11 protein-coding genes are annotated in these 11,665 nt (G+C 36.7%); 6 read left to right on the top strand and 5 right to left on the bottom strand.

All coding sequences use genetic code 11. The features are described 5' to 3' along the window. Positions 1-129: 129 nt before the first annotated feature. Positions 130-2,088 (bottom strand): TonB-dependent siderophore receptor, encoded by a 1,959-nt coding sequence (locus GBI16_RS16265; RefSeq protein WP_151707475.1) that lies wholly within the window; start codon positions 2,086-2,088, stop codon positions 130-132. 416 nt (positions 2,089-2,504) lie between these two features. On the opposite strand from GBI16_RS16265, the gene GBI16_RS16260 reads away from it, so the two are divergent. The 4 genes from GBI16_RS16260 (at position 2,505) to GBI16_RS16245 (ending at position 5,893) form a co-directional block, all read left to right on the top strand. After that, the gene (locus GBI16_RS16260) at positions 2,505-4,661 is read left to right on the top strand and encodes a TonB-dependent siderophore receptor (protein WP_228267856.1); all 2,157 of its coding nucleotides are present in this window, start codon (positions 2,505-2,507) and stop codon (positions 4,659-4,661) included. Between the two features lie 456 nt (positions 4,662-5,117). Further along, positions 5,118-5,327: a cold-shock protein gene (locus GBI16_RS16255; protein WP_151707473.1), complete on the top strand. Its 210-nt coding sequence runs from the start codon at positions 5,118-5,120 to the stop codon at positions 5,325-5,327. Between the two features lie 94 nt (positions 5,328-5,421). Beyond that, the gene (locus GBI16_RS16250; RefSeq protein ID WP_151707472.1) at positions 5,422-5,649 is read left to right on the top strand and encodes a hypothetical protein; all 228 of its coding nucleotides are present in this window, start codon (positions 5,422-5,424) and stop codon (positions 5,647-5,649) included. A gap of 46 nt (positions 5,650-5,695) precedes the next feature. Further along, on the top strand, positions 5,696-5,893 hold the full coding sequence (locus GBI16_RS16245) for a hypothetical protein (protein WP_151707471.1): 198 nt from the start codon (positions 5,696-5,698) through the stop codon (positions 5,891-5,893). Between the two features lie 73 nt (positions 5,894-5,966). On the opposite strand, the gene GBI16_RS16240 is transcribed toward GBI16_RS16245, so the two are convergent. The 3 genes from GBI16_RS16240 to GBI16_RS16235 all read right to left on the bottom strand — a co-directional run bounded on the left by GBI16_RS16240 (position 5,967) and on the right by GBI16_RS16235 (position 9,091). Continuing rightward, entirely contained in the window at positions 5,967-6,971 is a 1,005-nt protein-coding gene (locus GBI16_RS16240; RefSeq protein WP_404814620.1) for a diguanylate cyclase, read from the bottom strand. Further along, positions 6,902-7,162, bottom strand: coding sequence for a PAS domain-containing protein (locus GBI16_RS18980; RefSeq protein WP_266095380.1), 261 nt, complete (start codon positions 7,160-7,162; stop codon positions 6,902-6,904). The genes GBI16_RS16240 and GBI16_RS18980 overlap by 70 nt, the downstream gene beginning before the upstream one ends. Positions 7,163-7,471: 309 nt before the next feature. Further along, the gene (locus GBI16_RS16235; protein WP_151707470.1) at positions 7,472-9,091 is read right to left on the bottom strand and encodes a tyrosine-type recombinase/integrase; all 1,620 of its coding nucleotides are present in this window, start codon (positions 9,089-9,091) and stop codon (positions 7,472-7,474) included. A gap of 147 nt (positions 9,092-9,238) precedes the next feature. Here GBI16_RS16235 and dusB point away from each other — a divergent pair, with 147 nt between their 5' ends. Then, positions 9,239-10,258, top strand: coding sequence for a tRNA dihydrouridine synthase DusB (gene dusB / locus GBI16_RS16230; RefSeq protein ID WP_266095381.1), 1,020 nt, complete (start codon positions 9,239-9,241; stop codon positions 10,256-10,258). Between the two features lie 42 nt (positions 10,259-10,300). Here dusB and GBI16_RS16225 read toward each other — a convergent pair whose 3' ends face one another. Beyond that, complete coding sequence (locus GBI16_RS16225) at positions 10,301-11,353, bottom strand: nitronate monooxygenase family protein (protein WP_151707468.1); 1,053 nt, start codon at positions 11,351-11,353, stop codon at positions 10,301-10,303. Positions 11,354-11,559: 206 nt separating this feature from the next. Here GBI16_RS16225 and GBI16_RS18975 point away from each other — a divergent pair. Beyond that, positions 11,560-11,665, top strand: a 106-nt coding sequence (locus tag GBI16_RS18975) for a hypothetical protein (RefSeq protein WP_228267854.1), incomplete at its 3' end; no start/stop codon positions are given.

The following is an 11,665-nucleotide window of genomic DNA, read 5'->3' as shown; positions in this document are numbered from 1 at the left end:
TGATGATTTGATTGTTAGTATGCAACATGAGAAGTTACCCTTATTGATTGAGATTCGACACCTTTAATCAAAATCGGTAACTTCTTCTTTTTCAAGACCTATGTCAGATTAAGTCTGAACTAATACAGTTTAGAAACTATACGTTGCCTTTATAAAATAATTACGACCATATAGTTTCGTTACAAAGCTGGTTGATTCATCTTCTAAATCAATATCGGTCAAGTTTCGAATCCCATAATCGAGTATTAGACTCTTGCTGAGTGGCGTAGAGAAAGTCAGGTCATAAGTTGTATAGCTCGGTAAACGAATGGTGTTTGCTGAGTTATACCATTGCTTGCCAATATAGTTTGCAGCAAGTGTTGTACGGAATTGCTCAACAATTTCCCAGTCCAATGCCGCATTTACAGTCCATTCTGGACGTTCAGTTAAGTTTTTATCGGTCACCTTATTTTTCGCATCTAAATAAGTTGCATTCGACTTAATTCCAATCCGATCATTGAAACGATATCCCCCAGTTAACTCAACGCCACGTATTTCTGCACGTGCAGTATTGTCCCATTTATAAGGCCTCGCCGTGGTTCCCGCAGAATCTGTTACACGCTCAATTAAATTCGTCACCTCATTATCAAAGAACGTGACGCCTGCATTCCAATTTGGACGTGTCACAATCAATGAAGCTTCGTAGTTCGTGCTTTCTTCAGCCTTTAAATCAGGATTTCCATAGATGTAACAACTTCCACCACAGCTAATCATTTTATAATTGGAATCAAGTTGATAAGGCGATGGTGCTTTATATGCCTGACCCAAACCACTTTTCAAGATGACGCCTGGTGATAACTCATAAGTCAAATAGGCTTTGCCTGTGGCTTTCCCTTCAAAATTATCATAATCATCATAACGTCCGCCTAGGGTTAAGGTGAGGTCATCGAGTAGTTGTGTATCATTTTGCACAAATACACCATAACTTTTTTGTTCATTTCCACCCGATGAATATGAGACATTATCCGTAATTTTTTGATCTTTAAAATCGGCACCTGCGGTGGTGTTATTTATCCACCAGTCAAAATTCGCAAAAGTTCGCGCGATCAGGTTTTCTTGTTTATAGCTTCGTGAAATTGGGTTGTCATATTCTGAATCGGTATCATCAATATCACTATGCTCATAACCCATGTAAGCCTCGGTCGAGCCCCAACCCCACTTACCACGGTGTGTTAAGCCTAAATTGGTACGCTTAATTTCTTGAGATGCGTAAGTGGTTTGACCATCATAGGTTAGCGGACGTTCGTCATGGTTATAGCCTAAATCTACATCCACACTTTGCTGATCATTGATGTCCCACGTCAAGGTTCCCATCACATTTTGGCTTTGTTTTTCTACAAAGTAAGCCCCTTCATAGTTACTGGCATTACGGTCACTCGTCTTGCGGTACCATGCATCTTTATCCGTTGCTGAGGCAGATAAGCTAAAGCTTAATGCATCAGAAAGTCCACCACGTACCGAAGCACCGTAACTGTATTGATTTTTACCAGACCCATTTTCAAGTCGGTTATATTGGGCATAAACCGATCCTGTCATAACCCCTGACTCTGCTTTTTTGGTAATAATATTGATTACGCCACCCATGGCGTCAGAACCATATAAAGATGACATCGGTCCACGAATAATTTCAATGCGTTCAATACCATTCAGTGGAATCGAGTTCCAATCAAAATCATTCCCACGCCACATCGCACCAAGCGAAGACATGCGTTTACCATTTAACAAAATCAGCGTATAACTTCCAGATGTATCTCGCATCCCACGAATTGCGATTTTATCACCACCAGTATTGTAATTTGCCACGCCAACTTGTTGCGTCAGAATATCGGAAATGCTTGTGGCTGCGCTACGCTCAATTTCCTCTTTGCTGACAACACTCATTGATGCTGGGGCTTTATCAACATCTTGCTCCTTTAATGAGGCTGAAACTACAATGGTTTGTAGTGTTTGAACATCTTTCCCCGCTTGTTCTATCTCACTTTCAGCATACAGTGTAAATGGCAGACATGCCGTAATTGCTGCAACAAGTGCTGTTCTATTTAATATCATTGATTATACCTTTTACCCATACCCACAAAATTTCGAACAAATAATAATTCTCACTTAATGTTCACGGGCATCTTACTGGCTGTATCAAAATACATCAATAAAAATAATTATCATTAGCAAATGATAATATTTATCTTATAGTTTTATTCATATTTCTTCTGATATAAGGTTTTATACACCCCATATTTACTTTAACTTGGTCGTAAAACAGCATAAAAACCTTAACTATGGCGTATCTGTCTAAATTTCATTTCCTAGTTTCTTTTCAATGAAGCACTTCATTTGAGAATCTAAGTGACTAATAAAGAGGGTTTATTGTTTTTAATAAACGGTTGCGATTACATTATTTAACAATGTGTAATATAATTAGAATCATTATTAATACCGTTTATTGGAGACTGCGCGTGCAATTTCGTATGAGTGCCCTTTGCCTTTCAATCATTAGCATCAGTACAGGAGTTTATGCAGCAGAAAGTGATGTTGAAGAAACGAATAAAGTTGAGACATTGAAAACAATCAAAGTCCAAGCGGAAGAAAAAAATAAAGGTGTAACCGAAGGCTCCAATAGCTACACAGCAGAAAGTAACAGCACATCGACCAAACTTAATTTATCTCTACGAGAAACCCCTCAAAGCGTTAAAGTTTTTACTCAACAATATCTAGAAGACCGCAATCTTTCTTCTCTGCAAGATCTCTTCAATACTGTTACAGGTGTTTCAACACCGCGTACAGATGAACGTCAATCAGTTTACGCCCGTGGCTTTAGTGTTGATTACTACATGATAGATGGAATGCCAACGACCACAAACATGGGATCTAATGATTTAGATTTAGGGATATATGACCGTGTTGAAATCATTAAAGGCGCAAATGGTTTGACTACTGGCGCAGGTAATCCAGCTATGGCAACCAACTTAGTGCGCAAACGAGCTAACAGTAAAGTATTTACTGGTAACTTAAGCACTTCCTACGGTTCATGGGATTCATGGTCAACTACTGCCGATCTTTCTTCGCCATTAAACAGCGATGGCTCTTTACGTGGACGTGCTTACCTAAAACACTCCGATGAAGGGTCTTTTATGAATAATTACGAGAAAGAACGTAACGTCGTTTATGGAACTGTAGATTGGGATATTTCAGATAAAACCAATGTGTACTTGGGTGCAACTTATCAAGAATTGAATCGTTCAGGCGTACGTTGGGGTGGTGTTCCAGCATTCTATAGTGATGGATCTCGAACTAATTTTTCTCGAAAAGTTACTGTCAGTGCACCTTGGACTTATTGGAATCAAGATGACACTATGGTATTTGCAGGGCTTAAGCAAACTTTATTCAATGACATTAATTTGAATGTAGCATATACCTATCGCCAAGTAGAGATGGATACACAACTACTTTACACTTCGGGTAAGGTCGATAAAGCAACCAATACGAGTTCATTCAGTAATCTTTCCGTATGGAAAGCTGAACAAGCAAATAAAGAAAATAACGTTGATATCTATGTGAATGCACCATTTACCTTATTCAACCAACCCCAAGAAATTATTTTTGGTGGTTCATGGAACAAAAATGAAGCCTATAAGTATAAATATGCGGGTTCATATTATGGTGGCGGAGCATCAAAATATCTAGCTAACCCATTTAGCTACATTACGGGCGCAGGAAATTTATTACAAGACTTAGAATGGCAGCCAGGTACATATTCAGGTTACCCACAATCAACGACACAAAGTGCATTTTATATTTCAGGTAAATTCCAAATTTTGGATAGTCTAAAAACTATTGCAGGTGTCCGTTTATCCAATTGGAAATTTGAGAATCTTGCCACAGGAAGTGGTGATCGAGAATTTAATAATGAAGTTACTCCGTACTTTGGTGTGATCTATGACTTTGCTCCAAATCACTCTGTATATGCGAGTTATACGGATATCTTTAAACCACAAAATAATAAACAGCAAGATGGCAGTTATTTAGACCCAATAATTGGTAAACAATATGAGGCTGGAATTAAAAGTGAATGGTTTGATAAACGCTTAAATACTGCACTATCAGTCTTTAGAATTCAACAAGATAATGTTGCTTCACTTTTGTATGATGCCGATGGTAACAATGTAAAAGTGAATGGATCTTCTACAGAAAACGCTTACTATGGTGTCGATGGTGTGAAGTCTGAAGGTTTTGAATTTGAAGCTGATGGTGAAATTAATGAAAATTGGGGCATCAACTTTGGTATAGCGAACTTTGAAGCTAAATCTCATGGGGTAAAAGTGAACACCAACAATTCACGCACAACCTCGAATCTATTTTTAAAGTATAAGACTGGTTCTTGGAAAGCAGGTGCAGGTGTGAGTTATAAGAGCAAATTCTATACTGGAACAGATGCAAATTATATCGAACAGGGTGCTGTAACTCTTGCTAGTGCAATGTTTGGTTATGACTTTGACCACAACTTAAGCCTTCAAGCCAATATTGAAAATATTTTTGACAAAAAATATTACGAAGGTATTGGAGCAAACAGCATGAACTATGGTTCACCTCGTAATGACACTCTAACTTTACGTTATAAATTTTAATAAGATATTTTTAATTGGTAAACCTTTTATTGATTCACCACTTTTGTGATGAAGATTCATCTTAAGGATTTCCAAAATTAAGCCATATACGTTCTAGTACTTATTGGGCTAGAACGTATTTTTGGTGATTATTCACGTTCCATCCATACAATTTAATGAAATTAATGGTTTCATTATTTAGCATTCATTAATTATAAAATTCTTATAGCCGTGTTCTTGTATTATTTAATAATAATAAGATAATTAAATATATATATAAGAAAACTTGATTAAATTTATTTTTAGTGTATGATTCATTCAACTAGAAAAAAATAAATGTTTAGTAAATCTCTTAAATTATCGCAGTTTTATTCATAATCCTTCGTTTTTCAGATCTTTAGCTCCATTAAATTATTTCAAAGTTACATATAGTCATTAATTTTGGCTAATTTTCATTAAAATTCAGTAGGATATATTATGTCTAATACAGTAAATGGCACCGTTAAATGGTTCAATGAAACTAAAGGTTTTGGTTTTATTCAGCAAGAGTCAGGTCCTGATGTGTTTGCTCACTTTCGTGAAATTGCAAGTTCAGGTTTCAAAACACTACACGAAGGGCAGAAAGTTTCTTTCAGTGTAGTTCAGGGCCAAAAAGGTCCTAATGCTGTTAATATTATTGCTTTATAAAGAGTTTTAAATATAAAAAGCACTATAAAGTGCTTTTTATCCGCAAGAAGAATTATTAACTTAATTGTTATAGAAATTTATGAAATGGTGAAATTTGGAAAATCTAAGCAATCTAATTGCTAAATCCGCGAATGGTACTGAAATTCAGGTATCTCTAATCCCTCTAAAAAAAATGCAAAATACACGAAATGGACTAAAATCTATTGAAGTTGGTAAGCGCGTATTACTCCAATCTGGAATTGTGGTTGACTTAAATTTAGATGGAAGAACATTTTATACTGAATTAAATCAGTTATTTAAATTTAACTTCAAAATCTGTTAGGAAAATATTTAAATTGTTTTAATAAATCATATAAAGGGGTGAATAAATGTTAAAGAAAAAAGTTATCGTGAAAGATCAATTTGGGACTAAATATTCCATAGATGCAACTCTTGATAAAAACTCTCGAAGTAGTGAATTAAACTCAAAGTTAAGATACATAACAGTTGATGGTGAAGACATTCGTCCAAGTTTTGAAATGTTTTTTCAGAGTATTAACAGTGATAAAATTTACAAGTTAATCTAATGATGGCTCTCAATAAATTCACTATCAACTATTTTCCTATTTTAATTCACCGTTCCTAATTTCCAGTTTTGGATTAAGGTTGAGAAAATACACAGTTACGGCCATTATTTTTAGAAATATATAATTGTTCGTCCACTCTTTTTAGAACACTTTCTTTAGTTTCGCCTCTTTTCCATGCGACCACTCCTGACGACATTGTGACTTTTTCAGCAGTCGGAATATTGTAAGACTCGATTGCTGTTCTTAAGCGTTCAGCTATTTTTACTGCTGAAGAAAGTTTTATACCAGGCAATACAACTAAGATTTCATCGCCACCCCATCGGATTAAAGAATCCTGACTCCGTATATTTTTAGCGATTTCACTCATTACTTTTTGTAAAACTTTATCACCTAATGAATGGCCATAGGTGTCATTAATAGTCTTAAAATTATCAATGTCGCTCAAAAGAATACAGCAACAATTGTTGTGCTTAAGCATGTCATTCTGAATTGTAGCTAGTAGATGATCCCCATAACGACGATTAAATACGCTTGTCAAACTATCATAATTTGCCCACTCTTCAAGTTGGCTTTTGACCTTAATATGGTGATTAATATTTCTACCAACGCTAAGGTGGTGTGTAATGACCCCTTTGTGGTCTTTTAATGGTGTAAAAATGAGATCTAAAAACAGATTTTGATCAAGGTCTTTCATATGCTCAAAATTGCTTAGTCCTTTCTTTTTATTGCTTAACTCCACAAGCTGCTCATTATGTTGATAAAGTTTGTGGATTGGTTTATCTGTTAGTTCTTCGAAAGTGTAACCAGTGAGTTTTTCTACGGCACTATTAATAAATTTAATTCTAGATTGATCATCTGTAATTACTATTGTGTCAGGTGTTGCATTAATTGCCGCAATCAGCATAGCTTGAAATTTTAGGCTTTCGTATTTTTCACTAATATCTCTCTGGACTGAGACAAAATGAGTAATTTCACCTATCTCATTTTTAATAGGGGATATGTTCCATTCTACATAATATGGAGTCTTATCCTTACGATAATTGATAGTGTTATTGTGGAAAAATAACCCATTAGATATACAGCTTTTAATTCTCGTATTACATTTTTGTCTGTCTCAGGACCTTGTAATATGCGTGGTGATTTTCCAATTAATTCTTCTTCACTATAACCAGTCATATCACAAAATGCAGGATTGCAGAAAATTATGTTTGGGCCATTATGCTCAAAACATGCGTCTGTAATCACAATTGCGTTAAATGATTGTTGCATGGCCATGGTCATTAAAGCATTTAATTCAGTGGTTGTTAGTCTTTTGTATTCAGAACTGTTAGGCATATTAGAGTAGGTCACTATGTTGCTTAGCTTTTGTATTTACTTTATTAATATCACAAAAAACACTCAAAATTAATGATTAATAGTAGCTCTAAATGGTCTTTAATTATGATTAATCATCAAGTGGTGATATCCAGTGCAAATTTTTATTCATAGAGATATCAATGCCTAGATTAGCTAAATTTAAAAACTCTTTAGGAATGTAAGCAAAAAATTTATCATCAATAAATGCAACCCTTAGTTTATTCATTTTTTCATAATCAATTTCACACTATTCATATCAAAATATTTAGTAATATCAAACCATTTTTCTATTTCTTTTTCCCATTTGTAGACACGTTCATCTTCAATTTTTAAAACATCTAGCCCTTTGATGCTAAAGTGAGTGGTGTCATCTGGTAGTTGCTTCCAATCAATAGTCCCATTATCGTCAATCCAATTTTCCCAGGCATTTTGCATGTATGGAACTACAAAAGACTGCTGCACATCATTCCACGCAAATATGTTCTGTACATTAGATTTTTCTTTATACATATCTTTAATGCTTTTAGTTGGGCGGAATGATTTTATAAATCTTTCCAACAGTTCTTTGGTAAAAGAAAATTCAGTATTTATAACATCAGGTGTTAGAACTTGAGAGTAAGCATCCTCTGCATCCGCAATATCAGCAGCGGATACATATCTTTGTTTTAAAGCAAATTTAGAATAATTAGCATCATGTTGTTGTCGGGCAAATTGAATAGCTGTCTGATAATCTAAACGTTCGCCACGTTTTCTTAGGTTTACATAACGTTTAAGGCTATTCCATGACGAATGCAATGTAATCGTTTGCAGCTGAGGTATCGTGAAGCCATCCTCTGCATAACGTGTTGCAGCTTCATGGCGTAAATCATGGAACCTTAAATCTTCAATTCCATTTAAACGACATGCTCTACGAAAATAATCACTGACTGTCTGTACATTGACAGGCAATAAAAGCTCTTCACTATAACCCAGCTCCAACACTCTTTTTCGTATAGACGGTTCAAGTAATTCTTCAATGATGTGTAGGGCATTAGGCTCTAAATGGGCAAACTTATGGTTTCCTTTGGATCCATCTGGATTTTTAACATCCCTGATCTTCCATTGACTATTTCTTTTGTCAAAATCATCTAAACGCATTTCACATAGTTCGCCTTCACGACGACCTGTATAGATCGCAAGCCACATAATCAAGTGCATTGGAATAGCGTTACGAACACGCTTCCATCCTTTATAAAAGTGATTGGTCAGAATTTGAAGTTCTTCTGATGTGATTAAACGATCACGCTCCTTTGATTTGGTAACAATCCGAGCTTTTTTTAGACCGATAAGTGAGTGTGACAATTCATTTTTTGCGTGTGCAACGTCTTCACCCCATACAAGTTCAGCATGATTTAGAACTGATGAAATATGGGATAAATCCTTTAAAGCAGTGGCTGGCGCAACGCCATCTATCATTTCAATTGGATTGCCTTTTCGACGTTCAATTGCAAATGTTGAGAAGTCTTGACGTGAAAGGGTGTAAGCATCTTTATGGGCAATATCATAATTACAGATATTTTTCAGTGCTGCAGTCTTGGTATCAGCAAATTCATCACTAATTTCATCTAAATATTGAGTGATGAATTGTTCTAAAGTTTTTGACACAACCTTAGCTTCTGGATTTAGAATAGCGGGATTAACCAGAATCTCAGCTTCGAGTCGTTTAATCCATTCTTTGGCTAATGACTCTTTTGCAAAAGTTCTTGTTTTTATAAATGGTGGTAAGCCTTTACGAGTTATTCGTATTTGAGCTCTGTATCGAGTTTTACCATCAGCTGTAGTTCGTTCTGCAATTGTTCCCATATTTACGCCATAAAGTTGGATTTACGCCACAAGGATGATTATGGCGCAAATTAGGCGTAAAGAATAGTTAAGAATGATTGAAAATCATGTAAAACCTTTGAGAATATGGGAAAGTAAAAATTGAGTAAAAACAATGTAATTAGAGATTTGTTTGATAAATCAAAGCATTCCCCTATTTTTGTTGCACCGATGGCAGGTGTTACTGATCGTCCATTCCGCACATTATGCAAATATTTTGGTGCAGGGCATGCGGTCAGCGAAATGATGACTGCAGATCAGACACTTCGCATGAGTAAGAAGAGTTTATACCGTGCCAATTTTGATGGTGAACTAGCACCGATTTCTGCACAAATTGCAGGATCAGATCCCAAAGAGCTTGCTGAAGCCGCGCGCTATCAAGTTTCAAATGGTGCGCAAATAGTAGATATTAATATGGGTTGCCCTGCAAAAAAGGTCTGTAATAAATTGGCAGGCTCTGCACTTTTAAAAGATGAAGACTTGGTGGCTCGTATTTTAGATGAAGTTGTTGCTGCGGTTGATGTTCCTGTGACGCTCAAAACGCGTTTAGGTTTTTTAAATGGCCATGAAAATATTTTACGGGTGGCGAAGCGCGCAGAAGAGGCGGGTATTGCAGCATTAGCACTGCATGGTCGTACTCGGGAAGATATGTATTTGAATACCGCACGTTATAGTCTGATTAAAGAAGTCAAACAAATATTGTCAATCCCAGTCATTGCCAACGGAGATATTGATAGTCCTGAAAAGGCTAAATATGTACTTGATTATACTGGCGCAGATGCGATTATGATTGGTCGTGCAGCGCAAGGGCGTCCATGGATCTTCCGTGAAATAGCACATTATTTGGACACAGGGGAGCATTTGGCTGCACCTAATATTCAGGAAGTTAAAGAGGTGTTGCAGGGGCATCTTTCTGAATTGTATAGTTTTTATGGTGAATACTCTGGCTGTCGAATTGCACGTAAACATATTGCTTGGTACACCAAAGGCTTACGCTCAAGTAATGAGTTCCGCCAAAACATGTATAAAGTTGAAAGCACAACTGAGCAATTTAAAGTGGTTGCAGACTACTTTGATCAGTTGCTTGTGCATGGTGAAACAATGAGTGATGTGCAGGTGGAACAAGTTAACCTATTGGAAACCAAATAAAAAAAGCTCCATTATTGGAGCTTAGCTAAAAGATAGAATGACTTAATAATTGGCTTGTTGCATTTCAACAATTAATTGATTAATCAAATCACGAGCTTCAAGTTCACGAATCTGAGACACATTGCTTCCAGCCCAAAAAGCACCAAAGCCGTGATCACCTTGTTGACTGGCAGCAGCATGTAATTGTTTTCCAAGATCATAAGCATATGGATAAGCAGCGACTGCAGGGCGGTTTGGTAAGTCGACTTGTGTATGCCAGTGACCTAGAAGTCCTCGTGCGGGACGACCTGAGATGCTGGCGCTAATTTGCGTAATTTGCTCATGAAATAACGCATGACGATAGGCATCATTTGCATTTGAACTTTTACACTGTACAAATGCCGTACCCAATTGGACTGCACTCGCCCCTAGGTTTAACATTTGTTGAGATTGCGCACCATTCATGATGCCGCCAGCGGCAATAATTGGACACTGACAGTGCTCTACCAAAAGTTGAACCAGATCGACAGTCCGAATTGCGCTATCAAAAAGTTCATTAAATATTCCGCGGTGACCACCAGCTTCAGTGCCTTGCGCAATGATAATATCTATACCTGCAGCTTCAATTGCCCGTGCTTCCGCTAAGTTTGTTGCAGAGATCATGGTTAAAATACCCGCATTCTTTAGGGCTTGTATTTGATGAGGGTGTGGGATTCCAAAATGAAAACTTACTGCTTTAGGGCGAGTTTCGAGTACGACATTTAAGTAGTCATCGTTGTCTAAAAAGCTTGGATAAATACAGTGCAACTGTGTAGGAGGTTCTGCATGGTATTGTTCAAAATGAGGTCTTAGAAAATCAATCCATGCCTGTGATGCTATGGGTTCAAGTTCAACACTTTGATGGCAGAAAAAGTTGACCTGAAACGGTTGCTCAGTCAGTTCTTGAGTTTTTAAAATTTGTGCATGAGCTGTTTCTACGGTGTTGGCACCTAAGCCTAGTGAGCCGAGTCCACCTTGATTTGAAACCTCTGCTGCAAGTTCTGGAGTAGAGACACCTGCCATAGGTGCGAGAAAGATAGGATGCTTAATTCCAAGGCGTTCTAATAATAAAGACATGTGCTTGCTCCTTTTTCATATCAACACTTTGCCCAAGCACAGCAGAATTGGCAAATAATATTCATTATTTTATCGAAAAATACAGAAAACCTTGAGTATCATATTTTATTGTATAGCGACAAACAGTGTCGTTGAAAGCAGTCTTTCTACATGTTTTAGGACCGAAATTTTTTATACTTTTGTTTTTGATTTTACCGAAGTGAGTCATGAGCGATCGTATTCGTGAAAAGTTACAAATTTTAGCTGATGCAGCTAAATATGATGTGTCCTGCTCCTCTAGTGGAAGCAATCGTAAAAACAAAGCGAAAGGGT

Source organism: Acinetobacter sp. TUM15064 (assembly GCF_008980265.1).
In the GTDB taxonomy this organism is placed as follows: Bacteria; Pseudomonadota; Gammaproteobacteria; order Pseudomonadales; family Moraxellaceae; genus Acinetobacter.
Note: the sequence above shows the minus strand (reverse complement) of the source record. Positions and strands in the feature narration are given on the sequence as shown.

Excerpts from the sequence above, each read along its gene's own strand:
- GBI16_RS16265 (WP_151707475.1), bottom strand. The coding sequence starts at position 2,088 with ATGATATTAAATAGAACAGCACTTGTTGCAGCAATTACGGCATGTCTG.
- GBI16_RS16260 (WP_228267856.1), top strand. The coding sequence starts at position 2,505 with ATGAGTGCCCTTTGCCTTTCAATCATTAGCATCAGTACAGGAGTTTAT.
- GBI16_RS16255 (WP_151707473.1), top strand. The coding sequence starts at position 5,118 with ATGTCTAATACAGTAAATGGCACCGTTAAATGGTTCAATGAAACTAAA.
- GBI16_RS16245 (WP_151707471.1), top strand. The coding sequence starts at position 5,696 with ATGTTAAAGAAAAAAGTTATCGTGAAAGATCAATTTGGGACTAAATAT.
- GBI16_RS18980 (WP_266095380.1), bottom strand. The coding sequence starts at position 7,162 with ATGCAACAATCATTTAACGCAATTGTGATTACAGACGCATGTTTTGAG.
- GBI16_RS16235 (WP_151707470.1), bottom strand. The coding sequence starts at position 9,091 with ATGGGAACAATTGCAGAACGAACTACAGCTGATGGTAAAACTCGATAC.
- GBI16_RS16225 (WP_151707468.1), bottom strand. The coding sequence starts at position 11,353 with ATGTCTTTATTATTAGAACGCCTTGGAATTAAGCATCCTATCTTTCTC.